The organism is Actinoallomurus sp. NPDC052274, assembly GCF_040679475.1.
Taxonomy (GTDB): domain Bacteria; phylum Actinomycetota; class Actinomycetes; order Streptosporangiales; family Streptosporangiaceae; genus Actinoallomurus; species Actinoallomurus liliacearum.
On sequence record NZ_JBFAUT010000046.1, the window covers coordinates 1 to 20,954 of the forward strand.

17 protein-coding genes are annotated in these 20,954 nt (G+C 71.4%); 7 read left to right on the plus strand and 10 right to left on the minus strand.

Going from position 1 to position 20,954, the window contains the following annotated elements:
• Positions 1-336: 336 nt before the first annotated feature.
• The 8 genes from AB0K82_RS31170 to AB0K82_RS31205 form a co-directional block, all read right to left on the minus strand.
• Positions 337-2,424 carry a bifunctional aldolase/short-chain dehydrogenase gene (locus AB0K82_RS31170; RefSeq protein ID WP_364403932.1) on the minus strand — a complete coding sequence of 696 codons (2,088 nt, stop codon included), beginning with the start codon at positions 2,422-2,424 and terminating at the stop codon, positions 337-339.
• Positions 2,421-5,567, minus strand: a complete 3,147-nt coding sequence (locus tag AB0K82_RS31175) for a family 78 glycoside hydrolase catalytic domain (protein WP_364403934.1) — start codon at positions 5,565-5,567, stop codon at positions 2,421-2,423. Before AB0K82_RS31175 ends, AB0K82_RS31170 begins: the two co-directional genes overlap by 4 nt.
• A gap of 108 nt (positions 5,568-5,675) precedes the next feature.
• A complete protein-coding gene (gene rhaI, locus AB0K82_RS31180; protein WP_364403936.1) occupies positions 5,676-6,839 on the minus strand; it encodes an L-rhamnose isomerase in 1,164 nt (387 codons plus the stop codon).
• Positions 6,840-6,858: 19 nt separating this feature from the next.
• The gene (locus AB0K82_RS31185; RefSeq protein WP_364403938.1) at positions 6,859-7,176 is read right to left on the minus strand and encodes an L-rhamnose mutarotase; all 318 of its coding nucleotides are present in this window, start codon (positions 7,174-7,176) and stop codon (positions 6,859-6,861) included.
• 57 nt (positions 7,177-7,233) lie between these two features.
• Positions 7,234-8,304, minus strand: a complete 1,071-nt coding sequence (rhaS, locus tag AB0K82_RS31190) for a rhamnose ABC transporter substrate-binding protein (protein WP_364403939.1) — start codon at positions 8,302-8,304, stop codon at positions 7,234-7,236.
• Positions 8,305-8,363: 59 nt separating this feature from the next.
• Positions 8,364-9,407 (minus strand): ABC transporter permease, encoded by a 1,044-nt coding sequence (locus AB0K82_RS31195; protein WP_364403941.1) that lies wholly within the window; start codon positions 9,405-9,407, stop codon positions 8,364-8,366.
• On the minus strand, positions 9,397-10,416 hold the full coding sequence (locus AB0K82_RS31200; protein ID WP_364403943.1) for an ABC transporter permease: 1,020 nt from the start codon (positions 10,414-10,416) through the stop codon (positions 9,397-9,399). Before AB0K82_RS31200 ends, AB0K82_RS31195 begins: the two co-directional genes overlap by 11 nt.
• Positions 10,417-11,928 (minus strand): sugar ABC transporter ATP-binding protein, encoded by a 1,512-nt coding sequence (locus AB0K82_RS31205; RefSeq protein WP_364403945.1) that lies wholly within the window; start codon positions 11,926-11,928, stop codon positions 10,417-10,419.
• Positions 11,929-12,325: 397 nt separating this feature from the next.
• On the opposite strand from AB0K82_RS31205, the gene AB0K82_RS31210 reads away from it, so the two are divergent.
• From AB0K82_RS31210 to AB0K82_RS31240, 7 genes are all read left to right on the plus strand, one after another.
• Positions 12,326-13,324, plus strand: a complete 999-nt coding sequence (locus tag AB0K82_RS31210; protein WP_364403947.1) for a substrate-binding domain-containing protein — start codon at positions 12,326-12,328, stop codon at positions 13,322-13,324.
• Position 13,325: 1 nt separating this feature from the next.
• Complete coding sequence (locus AB0K82_RS31215; RefSeq protein WP_364403949.1) at positions 13,326-14,054, plus strand: (Fe-S)-binding protein; 729 nt, start codon at positions 13,326-13,328, stop codon at positions 14,052-14,054.
• Between the two features lie 92 nt (positions 14,055-14,146).
• Positions 14,147-15,526, plus strand: coding sequence for a lactate utilization protein B (locus AB0K82_RS31220; RefSeq protein WP_364404052.1), 1,380 nt, complete (start codon positions 14,147-14,149; stop codon positions 15,524-15,526).
• Positions 15,505-16,125, plus strand: coding sequence for a lactate utilization protein C (locus tag AB0K82_RS31225; RefSeq protein WP_364403950.1), 621 nt, complete (start codon positions 15,505-15,507; stop codon positions 16,123-16,125). Before AB0K82_RS31220 ends, AB0K82_RS31225 begins: the two co-directional genes overlap by 22 nt.
• Before the next feature lie 70 nt (positions 16,126-16,195).
• Entirely contained in the window at positions 16,196-17,623 is a 1,428-nt protein-coding gene (locus tag AB0K82_RS31230; protein ID WP_364403952.1) for a rhamnulokinase family protein, read from the plus strand.
• Positions 17,624-17,854: 231 nt separating this feature from the next.
• Positions 17,855-18,586, plus strand: a complete 732-nt coding sequence (locus AB0K82_RS31235) for a trypsin-like serine protease (RefSeq protein ID WP_364403954.1) — start codon at positions 17,855-17,857, stop codon at positions 18,584-18,586.
• 71 nt (positions 18,587-18,657) lie between these two features.
• A complete protein-coding gene (locus AB0K82_RS31240) occupies positions 18,658-19,170 on the plus strand; it encodes a hypothetical protein (RefSeq protein WP_364403956.1) in 513 nt (170 codons plus the stop codon).
• Between the two features lie 6 nt (positions 19,171-19,176).
• Here AB0K82_RS31240 and AB0K82_RS31245 read toward each other — a convergent pair whose 3' ends face one another.
• Positions 19,177-20,466 carry a cytochrome P450 gene (locus AB0K82_RS31245; RefSeq protein ID WP_364403958.1) on the minus strand — a complete coding sequence of 430 codons (1,290 nt, stop codon included), beginning with the start codon at positions 20,464-20,466 and terminating at the stop codon, positions 19,177-19,179.
• Between the two features lie 114 nt (positions 20,467-20,580).
• On the minus strand, positions 20,581-20,931 hold the full coding sequence (locus AB0K82_RS31250; RefSeq protein ID WP_364403960.1) for a cupin domain-containing protein: 351 nt from the start codon (positions 20,929-20,931) through the stop codon (positions 20,581-20,583).
• Positions 20,932-20,954 lie beyond the last annotated feature (23 nt).

Here is a 20,954-nt window from a genome sequence, read left to right on the forward strand (position 1 = left end):
GCCGGCCCCCCCCCCGGGGGGGGGGGGGGGGGGGGGCGGGGGGGGGGTGGGGGGGGGGGGGGGGGGGGGGGGGGGGGGGGGGGCGGGGGGGGGGGGGCCCCCCCCCCCCCCGCCGGTCTGTCAGCCGCGGCGGTCGAAGCGCCGGCGGCCGTCGATCGGGATGGGGTCGGTCGCACGCGCGGTGGTCGCCGCGGCGCGGACGGCATGGTGGAAGACGAAGACGGCACGCGAGAGCCACGTGCGGCGGGCGGCGGTGGGAGTCGGTGACGGGCGGAGAGATGGGCGGAGGGTGGTGTGCGGGGCGGCCGGTGGCGGTGCCGCCCCGCACCCGGTCGGTCAGCGGAGGAAGGCCGCGGCCACTCCGGCGTCCACGGGCACGTGCAGCCCCGTGGTGTGGGTCAGGTCCCCGCCGGTGAGGGCGAAGACCGCGTTCGCGACGTGCTCCGGCAGCACCTCGCGCTTGAGCAGGGTTCGCTGGGCGTAGTACTCGCCGAGCTTCTCCTCCGGCACCCCGTAGACGGCCGCGCGCTTGGCGCCCCAGCCGCCGGCGAAGATGCCGGAACCGCGCACCACGCCGTCGGGGTTGATCCCGTTGACGCGGATGCCGTGCTCGCCGAGCTCGGCGGCCAGCAGGCGCACCTGGTGCGCCTGGTCGGCCTTTGCCGCGCTGTAGGCGATGTTGTTCGGCCCGGCGAAGATGGAGTTCTTCGAGGCGACGTAGACGATGTCGCCGCCCATGGCCTGCTCGATCATCACGCGGGCGGCCTCGCGCGAGACGAGGAACGAGCCGCGCGCCATGACGTCGTGCTGCAGGTCCCAGTCCGCGACCGTCGTGTCGAGCAGCGGCTTGGACAGCGACAGCCCGGCGTTGTTGACGACCAGGTCGACGCCGCCGAAGGCCAGGACCGCGTCGCGCAGCGCGGCGGCGATCCCCTCCTCGTCGGTGACGTCCACGGCCACCGCGACCGCGACATCCGAGGCCCGCAGCGCGGAGGCGCCGAGCACGGGAGGTCGGTCGGGGTCGGTTGGTTGGGTGATACTCGCGGCGACCTTCTCGGCCGCGGCGGCGTCGCGGTCGGCGACGACGACGCACGCGCCCTCGGCGGCCAGCCGGTACGCGGTGGCCGCGCCGATGCCCGAACCGCCGCCGGTCACGAACGCGACGCGCGTGGCGAGGGGCTTCGGCTTCGGCATGCGCCGCAGCTTGGCCTCCTCCAGCTCCCAGTACTCGATGCGGAACTTCTCCGACTCGGCGATCGGGGCGTAGGTGGACAGCGCCTCGGCGCCGCGCATCACGTTGATCGCGTTGACGTAGAACTCGCCGGCGACCCGGGCGGTCTGCTTGTCCTTGCCGAAGCTGAACATGCCGACGCCGGGGACCAGCACGATCGCGGGGTCCGCGCCGCGCATCGCCGGGGAGTCCTCGGTGGCGTACCGCTCGTAGTAGGCGCGGTACTCCTCCCGGTACGCCTCGTGCAGCTCGCGCAGCCGGGCCTTGACGTCCTCCAGCGGAGCGGTCGGCGGCAGGTCGAGGACGAGCGGCCGGACCTTGGTGCGCAGGAAGTGGTCGGGGCAGGAGGTGCCGAGCGCGGCGAGCCGCGGGTGCTCGGCCCGCGCCACGAAGTCCAGGACCTCCGGCGAGTCGGTGTAGTGCCCGACCTGCGGCCGGTCCGTCGAGGCCAGCCCGCGGATCAGCGGGAACAGCGCGGCGGCGCGCTCGTGCCGCTCGGCCTCCGGCAGCGTCCTGTGAATGACGTCGCCGAACGGGTCGGGCCGGCCGTGCTCGGCGATGTACGCCTCGGCGGTACGGATGATGTCGAGGGAGTTGGCCTGGCACTCCTCGCTCGTGGCGCCCCACGCGGTGACGCCGTGGCCGCCGAGGACGCAGCCGATGGCCTGCGGGTTGTCGTTCTTGATCGCCGCGATGTCGAGGCCGAGCTGGAAGCCCGGCCGCCGCCACGGCACCCACACGACGCGGTCGCCGAAGATCCGGCGGGTCAGCTCCTCGCCGTCGGCGGCGGTCGCGATCGCGATCCCGGAGTCCGGGTGCAGGTGGTCGACGTGCGCGGCGTCGACCAGGCCGTGCATGGCCGTGTCGATCGACGGCGCCGCGCCTCCCTTGCCGTGCAGGCAGAAGTCGAACGCGGCGACCATCTCGTCCTCGCGCTCGACGCCCGGGTAGACGTTCACCAGGGCGCGCAGCCGGTCCAGGCGCAGCACCGCCAGGCCCGACTCCTTCAGCGTGCCGAGGTCGCCGCCCGAGCCCTTCACCCACATCAACTCGACGTCACCACCGGTCACCGGGTCGGCGGTGACGCCCTTGGCGGACGCGTTGCCGCCGGCGTAGTTCGTGTTGCGCGGATCGGACCCGAGCGCGTGCGAACGCTCGAGCAACTGCTGAACCTCGGGCGGGTTGCCCGTCATCGAACGCTCCTCACCTGGAACTGATAGGAACCTGAGCCGACCTCGTACCGCCGGCCGTCCAGCGGCCGGGCCCCGGGCGGCGGGCCGACCCGGCCGGTGCCGGGAACGGTCACCTGCGCGGTCGCCCCGACGGGCACCTCCACGCGGAGGGTGAGCGCGCCGCCGGCGCGCTTCCAGTGCACGGCCACCTGGCCGTGTGGCGTGCGGGTCGACGCGTCGACGTACGTCAGGTCGCCGAGCGGCTTCGGCGCGATGGTGATCCGGTCGTAGCCGGGCGTGGCGGGCGCGATGCCGGCCAGGTCCGTGAAGAACCACTCGTCGATCGCGCCGCCGAGGAAGACGTGGTCGTGGGAACGCGCGTCGAGGTCCCAGCGCTCCCACAGCGTGGTCGCGCCGTTCGCGACCCAGTAGCCCCAGCCGGGGTAGGTCTGCTGGTCCGCGACGCGGTAGGCGAGCTCTCCCTGCCCGCGCTTCGTCAGCTCGGTGAGCAGGAACTTGGTGCCCAGCGCCCCGGTGTTGAGGTGGTCGCCGCGCTCGGTGATGTCGCGGACGAGCCGGTCGGTGACCGCCTTCTCCGACGCCGCCGGCACCATCCCGAAGGCCAGCGGCAGCAGCGCGTTCGTCTGCCGGTAGCCGGGGTCGGTGCTCGTCACGTACGCGTCACCGCGCAGGAACGTGTCGTTGAACGCGGTACGGATCTTGTCGGCCGCCGCGCGGTACCGCGCGGCGTCGGCGGTCCGGCCGAGCACCTCGGCGGCGTTCGCCACCGCGAGGGTGTTCGCGTACGTGTACGCCGTGCCGGCCAGCTTGGGATCCTCGGGGCTGTTCCCCTCGTACCCGGGCGCGAGGTAGTCGTTGAGCGAACTCGGGTAGATGCCGTTGGAGGACTTGCCGAGCCAGGCGTCCATGTACCGGCCCATCGCCGCGTAGTCGGCCGACAGGGCGTCCCGGTCCCCGTACCGCTCGTACATGAGCCAGGGGATCATCGTGAACGACGCGTGCCACGGCGGGGCCTGCCCGTAGTACCCCTGACCCCAGCCGTTGTCCGGCACGATGCCGGGGATCAGCCCGTCCTCGCCCTGGCTGTCGCGGTGGTCGGTCATCCACTTCTCGTAGAGCCGCCGCAGGTCGAACTCGAACGAGTCGGTCGCCGCCATCAGCTGGGCGTCACCGGTCCAGCCGTTCTTCTCGTACAGCGGCGTGTCGGTGGGGATGCCGTACCAGTTGTTCAGCACCGTCTGCCGGGTCATCTGGTGCAGCCGGTCGAACAGCGCGTTGCTGCTGTCGAACGAGCCGACCGAGCGTACGTCCGAGTGGACCTCGCGGCCGTCGATGTCGTCGGCGGTCAGCGTGCCCGGCCAGCCGGTGACCTGGACGTACTGGAAGCCCTTGTAGGTGTAGCGGGGCTCCCACGTCTCGACGCCCTTGCCCGACAGCGTGTACTGGTCGGTCTGGGACTGCCCGGTGACGAAGCCGTTGGCGGAGTTGACGGTGCCGTCGGCGTTGAGCTTCTCGCCGTACTTCATGGTCACCGTGGTGCCGGCCTGGCCGTGTACGCGGATGCGCGCCCAGCCCGCGATGACGGCCGGCAGCTTCACCACGTACGTGTCCGGCTTGGGACTGGTGACCGAGACGGGCCTGATGGTGTCGGTGACGCGGATCGGCTCGTGTTCCTCCGGCACCACGGTGCCGGCGGGTGCGGGCAGCGTCTCGGCCCGCTGCCAGGTCCCGGCGTCGTAGCCGGGGGTGTTCCAGCCGGGCCGGTCGGCGCGGGCATCGAAGGTCTCGCCGCCGTACAGCGAGTCGAAGCGCACCGGGCCCTGGGCGTACTGCCAGGTGCCGTCGCTGGCCACGGTCTGCGTGCTGCCGTCGGCGTAGGTGATGACGAGCTGCGCGAGCAGTCTCGGCTCGCCGTGCCACGGCGCCTGCTGCCAGTTCCAGGCATTCTGCTGGGTGATGCCGTAGAAGCCGCGGCCGAGGCGGGCGCCGACGGTGTTGCCGCCGCGGCGCAGCATCTTGGTGACGTCGCGGGTGACGAACTCGACGCGCTTGTCGTACCGCGTGAAGCCGGGTTCGAGGACCTCGTCGCCGACCTTCCGGCCGTTGAGGCTCAGTTCCTCATAGCCGCCGGCGGCGGCGTAGAGGCGGGCACTGGCGATCTTCTTGTGCCCGACGGTGAAGTCCTTGCGCAGCAGTGGTTCCGGCAGCGTGGGCTCTTCGGCGTAGACCTTGCCCCACGGCGCTCCGCCCCAGGCGGTGAGCACCTTCGCCGGCTGCCATGCCGAGTCGTCGAAACCGGCCGTCTTCCAGTCGCCCGCCGGCTCCTTGTCGGTGACCTTCCACGAGCCGTCCGTGTCGATCTTCTTGTCGCCCAGTTCGAGCCGGCCGAGCAGCCCGGCCGCGCTGACCTTGCCGTTGGTGTCGGCGACGGCGATGGTGTTCGCCCCGGCGCGGAGCTTGTCGGTGACGTCCACGACGATGGGGTGGCGCCAGTTCTCCGCGGTCGGCTCCGGCTCACGGCCGCCCACCTCGGTGCCGTTCACCCAGGCGGTGAAGCCGTCGTCGCCGGTCATCACCAGCCGGGACCCGGCCGGCACGCTCGCGAGGTCGAAGGTGCGCCGGAAGTAGCGAATGCCGGCGGGGGCGCTGCTCGCCGGGTCCCCCTCGGGGTACCAGATCCAGTTCGTCCCAGTCAGGTCCGGGGTGCGGGCGTCCTGCGCGGGAGCGCCGATCCACGACGCGTGCCAGCCGGTGAACGCGGTCTCGAACCAGGCGGTGCGGCTCCACGCCGACCAGTGGCCGTGCGCGTCGGCGACACGGACACGCCAGGTGTACCGGGTGGCGGGCCGCAGCGCCGGCCCCCCGTACGCCACGTCGTAGCTCCGCGCGTCGGCGACCTTGCCGGAGTCCCAGACGCGGTGGCCGCCCAGGCTCACCTCGATCCGGTACGCGGTCTGCCGCTGGCCGCGCTCGGCGGAGGTGAGCAGCCAGCCCAGCCGGGGCTTGGCCGCCGCGACCGCGAGCGGGTTCGTCGCGTGCTCGGTCTCCAGGTTCGACACGCGCAGCCCGGTGTCGGCGTGCGCCGCCGGCGCCGTCGCGGCCAGTACCGCGCCGGCGACCACGACCGCTGCCAAACGCTTCATCGCGCTCCCTGCCTTCCCGCTCCGCGCCGGCCTGGAAGCCGGCAGCCCGGACGGCCGGCGGCGTCGTGCCGGCTCTGGTCGACCACGATCGATGTTTCGGGCATCAGGTCACGCTCCCCAGCCGGCCGCCTGGCCGTCCTTGCGTTCGTCGCGGATCTTCTCGAAGTAGCCGGACCGGGCGTAGGCCGCCATCGGGTCCGGGTCCAGGCCCATCTCCTCGCGCAGTTCGGCGAGCAGCGGCCGGACGTCGGTGTTGTAGGCGTCCATGAACACGGCGTTGGCGCCGAGCACGTCGCCGGCCTGCTGCGCCTCGCGCAGCGCCTCGACGTCGACCAGCAGGGCCTTGGCCGTGGCCTCCTGCACGTTCAGCACCGAGCGGATCTGGCCGGGGATCTTCGGCTCGATGTTGTGGCACTGGTCGAGCATGAACGCGATCTCGTCGGTGAATCCGCCGCCCTGGATCACCTCGTGCATGATCCGGAAGAGCTGGAACGGGTCGGCGGCGCCCACCATCAGGTCGTCGTCGGCGTAGAAGCGGGAGTTGAAGTCGAAGCCGCCGAGCTTGCCCTCACGCAGCAGGAACGCCACGATGAACTCGATGTTCGTGCCGGGCGCGTGGTGCCCGGTGTCGACGACCACCTGGGCCTTCGGGCCGAGCTTGAGGCAGTGCGCGTACGACGTGCCCCAGTCCGGCAGGTCGGTGGTGTAGAAGGCCGGCTCGAACAGCTTGTACTCCAGCAGGAACCGCTGGTCGTCGCCGAGCCGCTCGTACACCGCGGCCAGGGCCTCGGCGAGGCGGTCCTGCCGGGCGCGGATGTCGTCCTGGCCGGGGTAGTTGGTGCCGTCGGAGAACCACAGTTTCAGGTCGCGCGAGCCCGTCTCGTCCATGATGTCGACGCACTCGAGCAGGTGCTTCAGCGCCTTCTCCCGCACCTTCGGGTCCGGGTTGGTGACGCTGCCCAGCATGTAGTCGTCGTCCTGGAAGACGTTCGTGTTGATCGCGCCGACCGTGACGCCGCGCTCACGGGCGTGCGCGGCCAGCGCGCCGTAGTCGTCCACCTTGTCCCAGGGGATGTGCAGCGCGACGGTCGGCGCGACGCCGGTGTAGCGGTGCACCTGCGCCGCGTCGTCGATCTTCTCCTGCGGCGTGCGCGGCACGCCCTGCTGGGCGAACACCTTGAAGCGGGTGCCGGAGTTGCCGTACGCCCACGACGGCGTCTCGATGCGCTGTGCGCGCAGTGCCGCCTTCACCTGGGTCCTGTCGGTTGTCATTGTTCGTGATCCCCGATCGTCAGTCGAGATGGAAGACTTCGGCGAGCGGCACCATGCCCTCGTCGGGGCGCCCGTCGAGGTCCTCGAAGAACGGCGCCATGTCCGCCTGCCAGCGGGCGTTCACCTCGGTGTTCTCCATGGCCGCGCGCGCCGCGTCGAAGTCATCGGTCTCGAGGTAGCCGACGAGCAGCCCGTCGTCGCGCAGGAAGATGCTGTAGTTGCGCCAGCCGGCCGCGCGCAGGGCGGTGAGCATGTCCGGCCACACCGCCTCGTGCCGTTCGCGGTACTCCTCCAGCCGGTCCTGCCTGACCTTCAGCAGGAAACAGACGCGCTGCACGGGGGCTCCTCCCGCGATGGGGGCGGGGCCGCGTCCGGCGGCCCCGCCACCGATCGCCTAGAAGTTGTAGTTGTCGATGTTGGACTTGTCGAAGACGGTCGGCGGGCCGAGGATGACCTCGCCGTCCTTGCCGATCGTGCGCTCGCCGAGCTTGCCGGCCTTGAACTTCTCGCCCTCCGCGCCGGTGATCTGGCCGGAGGCGAGGGCCGCGGCCGCGTACGACGCGAGGTAGCCCAGGTTCTTCGGGTCCCACAGCTCGAACTTGGCGACCGTGCCGTCCTTGATGAACTTGCGCATCTGGTTCGGCGTGCCGAGGCCGGAGACCGCGACCTTGCCCTTGTACTTCGAGCCGTCGATGTAGCGGGCCGCGGCGGCGATGCCGACCGTGGTCGGGGCGATGATGCCCTTCAGGTCCGGGTACGCCTGCAGCAGACCCTGCGTCTGCTGGAAGGACTTCTGGTCGTCGTCGTCGCCGTAGGCGACCTTGACGAGCTGGATGCCGGAGTACTCCGGCTTCTTCAGCTCGTCCTTCATGTACTCGATCCAGGTGTTCTGGTTGGTGGCGTTGGCCGTCGCCGACAGGATCGCGATCTTGCCTTTGCCGCCGATCAGCTCGGACATGAGCTTGATCTCGCTACGGCCGATCTCCTCGGAGCTGGCCTGGTTGATGAAGACGTCGCGGCAGTCCTTGGAGGCGTCGGAGTCGTACGCGACCACCTTGATCTTGCGGGACATCGCCTGCTTGAGCGGGCCGCAGACGGCGTTCGGGTCGTTGGCCGCGATGAGGATCGAGTCCATCCGCTGCTGGATCAGCGTGTTGATGTAGGAGATCTGCGAGGACGCCGACGCGTCGGAGGGGCCGACCTCCTTGGCGGTGCCGCCGAACTCCTTGGCCCCGTCGATGCCCGCGTTGTCGACGATCGTCTCGTACGGGTTGTTCACCTGCTTGGGAAGGAAGGCGAGCTTGAGGCCCTTCTTGAGGGGCGCGTTCGGGTTCGCCGACGCGCCGCTGGTCGCGGCGCTCTTGGCGTCGTCGCCGGAGGAGTTCTTCGTCGTACCGCCGCAGGCGGCGGCGCCGACGGCGAGGGCGGCGGCGATGGCCACGGCCGCCAGGGGGCGCTTGGTCATGGGGGGATTCCTTTTCGTCGTTCGCTGGGGAGAAGGAGAAGTTCGGGGTGCCGCGGGGTTCAGGAGGACGCGGACGGGGTGGGGCCGCGGTGATGTCGTCGTGCCTCGCGTACGGTGGCCGCGATCCGCGGCGTGAGCACGGAGACGATGAGGAGGAGGCCGGTGACGATCGACTGGATCTCGGTCGCGACGTCACGGAGCATGAGCAGGTTGCGGAGCAGGCCGATGAGCAGCACGCCGGCGACCACGCCGCCGAGCGTGCCCTTGCCGCCGTCGAAGTCGACGCCGCCGAGCAGCACCGAGGCGATGACGGCGAGCTCCAGGCCGAGGCCGTTGTCGGCACGGGCGCTGCCGTACCGGAGCGTGTAGACCGCGCCGGCGAACGCCGACACGACCCCGGAGACCACGAACAGCAGCAGCTTGATGCGCTTGACCCGGATCCCGGCGAAGAACGCCGCCTCCTCCTGGGCGCCGATCGCGAACAGCGCGCGGCCCAGGCCGGTGGCGTGCAGGACGATCGCGGTCACGATGGCGAGCAGGATGAACAGCGCGAAGGGGTACGGGATCGGGGTGCCCGGCACCGTCTTGGTCGCCATGTCCGCGTAGTTCTGCGGGAACTCCGCGACGGCCTTGGTGCCCAGCACGACGTAGGCGAGCCCCCGGTAGAGGGTCATCGTGCCGATGGTGACGGCCAGCGAGGGCAGTCCGAGCCGGGTCACGAGGAGGCCGTTGATGAGCCCGGCGACCACGCCGACCACCAGGAGGAAGGGGATGATCATTTCGATCGCCCAGCCGGCGTCCCACAGCGCGCCGAACAGCGCGCTGCACAGGCCGAGCACCGACGCGACGGACAGGTCCACCTCGGCGGCCACGACCAGCAGGGTCATCGGCAGCGCGATCAGCGCGATCTCGCTGAGGTCGCCCAGCGCGAAGGACAGGTTGTCGCTCGTGGCGAAGTCGGAGGTGCCGAACGCGCCGCCGAGGAACACGACGATCAGCAGGGCGGTGACGATGACGTCCCAGCGGACGAACCGGGTCAGCGGGCGGGGGGCCTCGGCGCGCGGTGGCACGGCGGGGGCCTTCGCGGGGGCTTCAGGCGCCATGGCGGGCGTTCCTCCTTCGCAGCGCGCGGGTGACGCGCAGGCTGAGCAGGCGGTCCACGCTGATCGCGAGGAGCAGCAGCAGACCGGCGATGGCGTCCTGCCAGAAGGAGTTCACCTTCAGCACCACCAGGACGCTGCCGATGGTGGTCAGCAGGAGCGCGCCGAGTGCGGCGCCGTACACGCTGCCGAGGCCGCCGACGATCGCCACGCCGCCGACCACGACGGCGGAGACGACCTTCAGCTCCCAGCCGTGCGCGGCGTCCGCCACGACGGTGCCGAAGCGGGCCAGCCACAGCACCCCGGCCAGCCCGGCGAGGACGCCGCTGACGACGTAGGCGGTGAGGACGCGCTTGCGGATCGCGATGCCGGCGAGCCGGGCGGCGTCCGGGTTCGAGCCGATGGCGTAGAACTCCCGGCCCGACGGGTAGGCCCGCAGGTAGTACCCGACCGCGACCATCACGACCACGGTGATGAGCGGCAGGTAGGGGACGCCGAGCACGCTGCCGTTGCCCAGGTCGAGCAGTGACGCGGGCACGTCGGCGGCGTTGATCTGCTGGCCGTGCGCCCAGTAGTAGTCCAGGCCCTGGATGACGTACAGCGTGCCGAGCGTCACCACCAGCGCCGGAACCTTGAAGAAGCTGACCAGCACGCCGTTGACGAGGCCGCAGACCGCGCCGATCAGCATGCCGACGACGAGCACCAGCAGGACGCCCCGGTCGTGCCCGGCGACGAACTTCCCGGACGCGAAGGCCACCAGCCCGACCACCGACCCGACCGACAGGTCGATGTTGCGGGTGACCACGACCATCGTCTGGCCGACGGCCAGCAGCGCCAGGATCGAGGCGTTGAGGAAGATGTCCTTGACGCCCTGCGTCGACAGGAACGATGAGTTCACCGCCGTCGTCACGGCGACGAGGACGATCAGCGCCGCGAGGATGCTCAGCTCCCGCGCGCGCAGGACGGTGTCGACGAACCGGCGCCCGCCGGTGTCGGCAGTGATCGCTGCCATTTACGCGGCCTCCTGTCGGGGCTGGCCGGTCGCGGCGGCCATGACGGTCTCCTCGGTGGCCTCTTCCCTGGGGATCTCGGCGGTGAGCCGGCCCTCGTGCATGACCAGCACCCGGTCGGCCATGCCGAGCACCTCCGGCAGGTCCGAGGAGATCATCAGTACCGCGAGGCCCTCGCCGGCCAGCTCGGACAGCAGCCGGTGCACCTCGGCCTTGGTACCGACGTCGATGCCGCGGGTGGGCTCATCGATGATCAGCACCGACGGCTCGGTGGACAGCCACTTGGCGAGGACCACCTTCTGCTGGTTGCCGCCGGACAGCACGCCGACGACGTCGCTGAGGCGGGCGTACTTCAGTTGCAGCCGGATCGCCCAGTCGGCCGCCCGGTCGCGTTCGACCTTCCGGGAGATGACCGGGCCGCGGCGCAGGGAGCGCAGCTGGGTGAGGCCGATGTTGCGCTCGATCGTGCCGTCCATGACGAGACCCTGTTGGCGCCGGTCCTCGGGCACCAGGGCGAGCCCGGCCGACATCGCGGTGGTCGGGCTGCCGCCCCCCAGCCGCACCTTGCCGACCTCGACGGTCCCGGCGTCGTAGCGGTCGATGCCGAAGACCGCGCGGGCCACCTCGCTGCGTCCCGCGCCGACCAGGCCGGCCAGCGCGACGATCTCGCCGGACCGCACCTCGAAGGACACGTCGGTGAAGACGCCCTCCCGGGTGAGCCGGGAGACCTTCAGCACCGTCTCGCCGATCGTGGTCTCCTGCTTGGGGTACAGCGTGTCGAGCTCCCGGCCGACCATCCGCTGGACGAGGTCGTCGGCGGTGAGCCCGTCGAGGGTCTCGGTGGAGATGTAGCGGCCGTCGCGCAGCGTCGTCACCCGCTGGCAGAGGTCGAAGATCTCCTCCAGCCGGTGCGAGATGAACAGCAGCGCACAGCCCTGGTCCTGAAGGGTGCGGGCGACGGTGAACAGGCGCGCGACCTCGTTGCCGGACAGCGCAGCCGTCGGCTCGTCCATGATGAGGACGCGGGCGTCCCGCGAGATCGCCTTGGCGATCTCCACGATCTGCTGGTCCGCGATGGACAGGCCGCGCGCGGGCCGGTCGGGGTCGAGGGCCACGCCCAGCCGGTCGAACAGCTTCGCCGTCTCGGCCCGCAGGACCCGGCGGTCGATGCGGCCGAACCGGGAACGCGGCTGACGGCCCATGAAGATGTTCTCCGCGACCGACAGGTCGGGGAAGAGTGTGGGCTCCTGGTAGATCACGGCGACGCCGGCCTGCTGTGCGTCTCCGGGACCGTGGAACTCGACGGGGCGGCCGTCCAGCAGCACCTGGCCCTGGTCAGGGCGGTGCACGCCCGCCAGGGTCTTGACGAGAGTGGACTTGCCCGCACCGTTCTCGCCGGCGAGCGCGTGGATCTCTCCGCCCCATAGCTCCAGGGAGACGTCCTGCAGAGCCCGCACCGCACCGAACGCCTTGCTGACGTCCTTCAGGGCGAGGATCGGAGGCGACTCGCTCATGCGCCCTCCTTCGTCGGAGGAGTGACCAGAGGCGCTGCGCTCATGGCTCGCTCGCTTCGCTCGCTCACGCGCCCTCCTTCGTCGGAGGAGTGACCAGGCGCGCTGTGCTTTCGATTCGCTCGCGCCGCTCGCTCATGTTTCCTCCGTGTGAACGGAATAAAAACGTTTTAACGTGATTGACCGAGGACGCTAGGTCTGTGCGCCGGGACACGTCAAGAGTCAGTTTTCGGCCGAACCTGGCCTCGCACCGCTGAAACGCAGCCTGACCTGCGGATATCTCGACGAGATAACGACCAGATCACCGCCAGGTCGCGCCAAACGTCTCGACTCGGGCTGTTGACACGTTTTAATACTGGCGTCACAGTGAACGCCATCACATCTGGGAAGAGGTACGGCGTTGGTCACCGTGGGGATCAAGGAGGTCGCGCAGCGCGCGGGCGTGTCGCCGGGCACGGTCTCGAACGTGCTGAACCGGCCGGAACGCGTCGCCGCGCCGACGCGGGCCCGGGTCCAGCAGGCCATCCGTGAGCTGGGCTTCGTCCGCAACGGCTCGGCCGCGACGCTGCGGGCCGGGCAGAGCCGGGCCATCGGCCTGGTGGTGCTCGACGTGGGCAACCCCTTCTTCGTCGAGGTCGCGCGCGGCGTCGAGGACGTCGTCAGCGACCGGGACCACGCGGTGATCCTCTGCAACTCCGGCGAGTCTCCCGGCCGGGAGGCGCGCAACCTGCGGGTCCTGGCCGAGCAGCGGGTCCGCGGCGTCCTGATCACGCCGGCCGACGAGGACCTGTCACTCCTGGAGGACCTGCGCGACCGCGGCGTCGCCGTCGTCCTGGTCGACCACCCCGCGACCGGGGACGGGTGCTCGGTGTCCGTGGACGACGTCGCCGGCGGGGACCTGGCGGTGACCCATCTCCTGGACCGGGGCGCCGAGCGTCTCGCGTACGTCACCGGCCCGCTCGGCATCCGGCAGTGCACGGAGCGGCGCAAGGGCGCCCGGCGGGCGCTGCGCACGGCGGGGCGGCCCGCCCGCGTCCTGGAGGACGTGGTGGTCCCCGAGATGAACGCGAGCGGCGGCGGCCTCGCCGCCGAGAAGCTCCTGGCCGGTGGCCTGCCCGACGCGATCTTCTGCGCGAACGACCTGCTGGCGCTCGGTGTGCTGCGCGCGCTGTCCCAGGCGGGCGTACGGGTGCCGGACGACGTCGCCCTCATCGGCTACGACGACATCGAGTTCTCCTCCGCGGCGGCGGTGCCGCTCAGCTCCATCCGCCAGCCGACCTACCAGCTCGGCAAGATCGCCACCGAGCTCCTGCTCGAGGAGTGCGACGACCCCCGGGGCCACGCACACCAGCAGATCATGTTCCAGCCCGAGCTGGTCGTCCGCGAATCGAGCCGCTGACATGCGCATCGCCCTGTTCGTCACCTGTTTCAACGACACCCTCTACCCCGGAACCGGCAAGGCGGTCGTGACCCTGCTGGAGCGCCTGGGCCACGAGGTCGTCTTCCCCACGGCGCAGACGTGCTGCGGTCAGATGCACTACAACACCGGGTACGACCGGGAGTGCGGGCCGCTCGTCAAGGATTATGTTAAAACGTTCCAATCGTTCGACGCGGTCGTCGTCCCGTCGGCGTCCTGCGCGGGCATGATCAGGGAGAACCACCCGCGGGTGGCCCGGACGATCGGCGACGAGGGCCTGGCCAAGGAGGCCCGGAGGACCGGGACGCGGGTCCACGAGCTGTCCGAGCTGCTCGTCGACGTGCTCGGCGTGGAGGACGTCGGCGCGTACTTCCCACACCGCGTCACCTACCATCCGACCTGTCACTCCCTGCGCGCCCTCGGTCTCGGGGACCGGCCGCTGCGCCTGCTGCGCGCCGTACGCGGCATCGACCTCGTCGAACTCCCCGACGCGGCGGAGTGCTGCGGCTTCGGCGGCACCTTCGCGCTGAAGAACCCCGACGTATCGGCCGCCATGGGCGCGGACAAGGTCGCCCGGATCCGGCAGACCGGCGCGGAGGTCGTCTGCGCGGCCGACAACTCCTGTCTCGCCCACATCGGCGGCCTGCTGTCCCGGCTGCGCACGGGCGTACGGACCCTCCACCTGGCCGAGATCCTGGCGGCCACCGATTGAACGAGCGGATCGGCGAACCTCCCATGTCCCCCACCCAGCGAACGGCCGGGGCCGCGCCCCGGTCCGGCGGGCGCATGCCGACGTACGTCGGGATGCCCGCCTTCCCGGAGGCCGCGCGCGGCGCTGTGCGCGACACGCGGCTGCGCCGGAACCTCGCGCACGCCACCACGACGATCCGCGCCAAGCGCGCCGCCGCCGTGAGCGAGCTGGCCGACTGGGCGGAGCTGCGCGAGACGGCCAAGCTGATCAAGGATCACACGATCGAGCACCTCGGCCACTACCTGCGGCTCCTGGAGGAGCAGGTGACGGCGCGCGGCGGCACCGTGCACTGGGCCCGGGACGCCGCCGAGGCGAACCGGATCGTCACCGATCTGATCAAGGCCACCGCCGAGACCGACGTCGTGAAGGTCAAGTCGATGGCCACCCAGGAGATCGGCCTGAACGAGGCGCTCGCCGCCGAGGGCATCCACGCGCATGAGACGGACCTGGCCGAGCTCATCGTCCAGCTCGGAAACGACCGTCCCTCGCACATCCTCGTCCCGGCGATTCACCGGGGCCGCGCCGAGATCCGCGAGATCTTCCGCCGGGAGATGCCGGGGGCGCCCGACGACCTGACCGACGAACCCGCCCGGCTGGCCGAGGCCGCGCGTGCCCACCTGCGGGAGCGGTTCCTGGCCGCGAAGGTCGCCGTGTCCGGGGTGAACTTCGCGGTCGCCGAGACCGGGTCCCTCGTCGTGGTCGAGTCCGAGGGCAACGGCCGGATGTGCCTGACGCTCCCCGAGACGCTGATCTCGGTGATGGGCATCGAGAAGGTCGTGCCCGCCTGGCGGGACCTGGAGGTGTTCCTCCAGCTGCTGCCGCGCTCCTCGACCGCCGAGCGGATGAACCCCTACACCTCGGTCTGGTCGGGCGCGACCGAGGGCCAGACGTTCCACCTGGTCCTGGTCGACAACGGGCGTACGGCGACGCGCGCGGACGAGGTCGGCCGGCAGGCGCTGCGCTGCATCCGCTGCTCGGCCTGCCTCAACGTCTGCCCCGTCTACCAGCGCGCGGGCGGGCACGCGTACGGGTCGCCGTACCCGGGGCCGATCGGCGCGATCCTGTCGCCGCAACTGCGCGGATCCGGTTCGCCGGTCGACGACTCGCTGCCGTACGCCTCGACGCTGTGCGGCGCCTGCTACGAGGTCTGCCCGGTCGCCATCGACATCCCCGAGGTGCTCGTGCACCTGCGGTCCCGCGCCGTGCACGGCCGCGCGGAGAAGGCGGCCATGCGGTTCGCCGCCTGGACGCTGCGCTCCCCCACCCGGCTCGCCTTCGGGCAGCGTCTGGCGGGCACGGCCGGGCGGATTCTCGGCCGCGGAGGCGGCATCCGCCGGCTGCCGGGCCCCCTGACGCGCTGGACCGACACGCGTGACGCGCCCGTCCCCGCGAGGGAGACCTTCCGCGACTGGTGGGAGAAACGATCATCGTGAACGCCCGCGAGGAGATCCTGCGGCGGCTCGGTGACGCGCCGGCGGACGCCGCCGCGTACGCCGCGCTGCCCCGGCCGTACCTCCGCCGCCATCACGACGGCGACGCGGTGGCCCTGTTCGCCGAGCGCGCCGCCGACTACCGCGCGGAGGTCCGCCGGATCGCCGCCGCGGACCTGCCCGGTGTGCTCGGCGAACTGCGCGGCCGCTACGTCGCCCCGGAGGGCCTGCCCGAGGCGTGGACGGCCGAGGTCGACGTCGTACGGGACGACCCGCCGGTGTCGGTCGCCGAGCTCGACGCCCTGGACGGGGTGATCACCGGCTGCGCGGTCGCCATCGCCGAGACCGGTACGGTCGTGCTCGACCACGGCCCGGGGCAGGGCCGCCGGGCGCTCACGCTCGTCCCGGACCACCACGTCGTCGTGGTCGAGGCCGCGCGGATCGCCGCGGACGTTCCCGAGGCGCTCGAGGGCCTCTCCCCCGAACGGCCGCTGACGTTCATCTCCGGCCCGTCGGCCACCAGCGACATCGAGCTGTCCCGGGTCGAGGGCGTGCACGGCCCGCGCCGGCTGACCATCGTGATCACGGACTCGGAGCAGTAGTCATGACCGAGCGAAGCGAGGGCATCGGCCGGCGCAGCGCCTTGGTCATTCGACCGACGAAGGATGCCTCATGACCCCCCGTTCATTCGCCGCCGTGGACCTGGGCGCCTCCAGCGGGCGCGTGATGGTCGCCCGGGTGGGCGAGGACGAGCTGACCCTCCGGGAGGCGCACCGCTTCCCGAACCGCCCCGTACGCGCCGGCGGCACCCTCTACTGGGACGTCCTCGGCCTGTACGGGCACGTCCTGGACGGGCTGCGGGCCGCCGACGGGGTCGCCTCGATCGGCGTTGACTCCTGGGCCGTCGACTACGGGCTGCTCGACCCCGCCGGGACCCTCCTGGGCAACCCCGTCCACTACCGGGACGATCGCGCCGACGGCGTCATGGACAAGGTGGTCGCCGAGCTGGGCGCGCAGACGCTGTACGACGTCGGCGGGCTGCAGTTCCTGCCGTTCAACACGGTGTACCAGCTGCTGTCGGCACCGGTGCCGGAGGCCGCCCGCACGCTCCTGATGATCCCGGACCTGCTGGCGTACTGGCTGACGGGCGAGGCGGGCGCGGAGATGACCAACGCCTCGACGACCGGGCTGTACGACGTGCGCGCGGGCGACTGGGCGTACTCCCTCATCGAACGCCTCGGGCTGCCGACCGGGATCTTCCCGCCGCTGCGCCGGCCGGGCGACGTCATCGGCACGCTGCGGCCGGACGTCGCGGCCGAGACCGGGCTGCCGGACGCGCTGCCCGTCACCACGGTCGGCTCGCACGACACCGCCTCGGCCGTCCTGGCGGTCCCCGCCGAGCACGACCGCTTCGGCTACGTGTCGTGCGGCACCTGGTCGCTGGCCGGGGTGGAGCTCGACGCGCCGGTGCTGTCGGAGGAGAGCCGGGTCGCCGGGTTCACCAACGAGGTCGGAGTCGGCGGCACGATCCGCTACCTGCGCAACGTCATGGGGCTGTGGCTGCTGCAGGAGTCGCTGCGGACGTGGCGGGCCGAGGCGTCGCTGCCCGACCTGCTGGCCGCGGCGGCGGACGCGCCGGCGTTCGCCGCGCTCGTCGACCCGGGCGACCAGGCGTTCCTCCCGCCGGGTGACATGCCCGCGCGGATCGCGGCGTACTGCGCGCGGACCGGCCAGCGGCCGCCGGAGGGACGGGCGGCGGTCGTCCGCTGCGTCCTGGAGAGCCTCGCCCTCGGGCACCGCGCCGCGATCCGGGACGCCGCCCGGCTCTCCGGCAGGTCGGTCGAGGTCGTGCACATCGTCGGCGGCGGGGCGCGCAACGCGCTGCTGTGCCAGCTCACCGCGGACGCCTGCGGCCTGCCGGTCGTCGCCGGGCCCGTGGAGGCGACGGCGATCGGGAACGCTCTGGTGCAGGCCCGCGCGCACGGATCGGCCGTCGAGCCGCGCGAGCTGGTGCGCCGCACGCAGGATCTGACCTTCTACCACCCGCGCGGCGACGACGCCGCCTGGGACCGGGCCGCACGGCGAATCGGCCTTTCCTGATCACGGCGCGGGACCGCTACGGCTTCGACTCGCTCGTCTTTCCGGATGGCCGGGCGCGTCCGCTCGGCCCGCTCGTGCCACACCATTCGGATCATCGATGCGGCGATGTATCCGCAGGTCGGAGGACCGAGGCGGTAAGTAGATCTTTTCCTGATCATTTGGACTGAAGGCGGTATTTCCGTTTAAGGTCTGCCCATGCGCTTTGCCGCCCCCGTTGCAATTTCTGCGTTTATGATCGTCGGTCTGGCCTCCCCCGCATCAGCGATCACCAATGGATCTCCCGACGGAAACGACCATCCGTCGGTCGGTGCCCTGATCGCCGGCAAGCCGTACCCCGACGGCACCTGGTCCTACTGCACCGGCACACTCATCTCGCCGACGGTGTTCCTCACCGCGGCCCACTGCCGGCAGGGCGAGAAGGGCACCGCACGGGTGACCTTCTCCAGTCACTACAAGACCGGAGACGCCGTCTACACCGGCCGGTACATACCGGACGAGCGCTATGACTCCGACGCCGACCGGTACGACATGGCCGTCGTGGTCTTCGATTCGCCGATCGTCGGCATCAAGCCCGCCAGCCTGCCCTCGAAGGACCTGCTGTCCCGGATGCGCGCCGACGGTTCGCTGAAGGACGCCAAGTTCACGCCGGTCGGGTACGGGTCGCTCAACCCGTCCAAGGTGAAGCGCAAGATGAAGTTCGTCTACACCGACACCCGCAGCCGGACGTCGATCTCCTACCAGGGGCTCACCCACCGGTGGCTGAAGCTCCAGCCGGACCGCGGCGACGGCGGGACCTGCTTCGGCGACTCCGGCGGCCCCAACTTCCTCGGCAACACCGACCTCCTGGTGGCCACCACGATCAGCGGGGACGACGACGCCTGCAAGGACACCAACTACGACTACCGCCTGGACTCCTCCCCGGCCCGGGAGTTCCTCGCCAGGTTCGTCAGCCTTCCCTCCTGACCCGGACGCACGCCCGCTCCCGCGCCACCCCGCCGGCATCGCCGGCCGGGTGGCGCGGCCATACTGCGATCATGACGTCTGCATCATCGGCCCCATCGGGCTGGACCGGATGGCTGGAGACCCTCTCCGAGGCGGACCGCGCCCGCGCGCTCGCGCTGCGCGACCGGTTCGCCGGGCTCGGCGCCGAGCACCCGGAGGAGGAGGCGCGCCTGGAGGTCGGGGAGGACATCCCGCAGCTCGCCCGCTTCCTGCTGCTGCGCCACATCTGGGAGTACGCCATCAACAGCCTCGAGCGGCCCGGCGAGATCGACGGCATTCCCGCCGCCCGCCGCCTGCTCGACGCCGGCGCCGACCGGGCCGACGTCGTCACCCTGGCGCGACGCGCCGCCTGCGACGCGGCCTTCGCCGTCCTGTACGCGCTCGACGTGCCCAACCACGACCTGGACGACGACTCGCTCCCCGAGTGGTCGCTGCACGAGACGACGGGTGACACGGAGGAACCCGGCCGCCACATGGACGACCTCCACGCGGAACTGCTGAGCGCGGACCCGTCCGGCAGGCAGGCCGAGGACCTGCTCTTCTGATCGCGGTCAGGGGGCGGTGAAGGTGCAGGGCAGGCGCTTGTAGCCGTTGATGAAGCCGGACAGCAGGCGGTCGGGCTCACCGGCGGCGCGGATGTCCGGGACCCGGGTGAACAGCTCCCGGAGCATCACGGTGATCTCCCGCCGGGCGAGGTTGGCGCCGAGGCAGAAGTGCGGGCCCGGCCCGCCGAACCCGACGTGCGGGTTCGGGCCGCGGGTGATGTCGAAGACGTCCGCGTGCTCGAACACCGCCTCGTCGCGGTTGGCGGAATTGTAGAACAGCAGCACCTTGTCGCCCGCTCGGTAGGTGTGCCCGTTCATCTCGTGGTCGCGGGTGAGGTTGCGGCGCATGAAGATCACGGGTGTGGAGTAGCGCACGATCTCCTCGACCGCTCCCCCGATCCGGCCCTCGAAGTCCTCGAGGAGCAGCTCCCGCTGGTCGGGGAAGTCGGTGAACAGCTTCAGCGCGTGGCTGAGGGCCGTCCGGGTCGTCTCGTTCCCGGCGACGACGAGCAGCAGGAAGAACGAGCCGAGTTCGCGGACGGTCAGGCGCTCGCCGTCGACGTTGGCGTTGACCAGCGCCGAGACCAGGTCGCCGGTCGGGTTCTCGACGCGCTGGCGGCCCAGGCCGGCCGCGAGCCGGTGCAGGTCGCGGGCCGCCCAGATGATCTTGAACAGCGCCCGGGCCGCGGTGACGCGACCGACCCGTCCGGGCTTGATCCCGGTGTACTCGGGATCGGAGTTGCCCAGGATGACGTTCGTGCGCTCGATGACCCGGGGGTAGTCCCGTTCGGGGATGCCGAGCATGTCGCAGATGACCTCGACCGGCAGGCGTACGGCGACCTTCGCGACGAAGTCCCCCGGGCCGGTCTCGATCAGCTCGTCGACGATCCGCGCGGCGCGCCGCCGGACGTCCTCCTCGGTCTTGGCGAGCATCTTCGGGGTGAAGGCGCGGGACACGATCCGGCGGATCTTGGCGTGCCGGGGATCGTCCATGTTGATCAGCGAGCCGAAGAACCGCTCCATGTACGCCGGGAAGTCCGGGATGCTGGTCGCGCTCGGCTCGCTGCTGAAGATCTCCGGGTGGCGGCTGGCCTCACTGACGTCCGCGTGCCGTACCAGCGCGTAGAAGCCCTTACCGGGCCGCACGAACGGGACGGGGAGTTCGGGGAAGAAGGCCGGATGTTCCCGGGCGCGCAGGTCCGCGAAGGCCGCCTCGCGCTCCTCGCCGGGCAGCGCCCAGAACTCCAGCGAGGACAGGCCGAGCTCCGATGGGGCCGGACCGGACCGGGTCGTCATGACGCCACCGCCTTCCGCATCGCCCCCCATGCTCAGGTAAGTGGTCGGTTACGGTCAAGGGGCGGCGGTGACCGGGGTGGGCCGGTGCAGGTCACCGGCCCGCCCGGAGTGGGTTCAGAGGCTCTCCGGCGCCGACGGCAGTTTGACGGCGGTGAGCAGGATGGTCGAGTTCTCGATCGCCTCGACGCGGTGCCGGGCCTTCGGCACGAAGATCAGGTCGCCGGTCCGGCCCTCCCAGAAGTCGTCCCCCGCCACGAGCCGGACGCGGCCCTGCAGCACCTGGACGGTGCCCTCCTCCGGGCCCACGTGCTCGTCCATCGTCGTGTCGGCCTTGAGCGCGATGAGCGTCTGCCGGAGCACGTGCTCGTGCCCTCCGTAGACCGTGGTGGCACTGCGGCCGGCCGAGTCGTTCAGGGCCCGGTCCAGCTGCTCGCGAGCCCGGGCTTCCAATGACAGTTTCTCCATGTCCTCCATCTACCGCAGCGGCG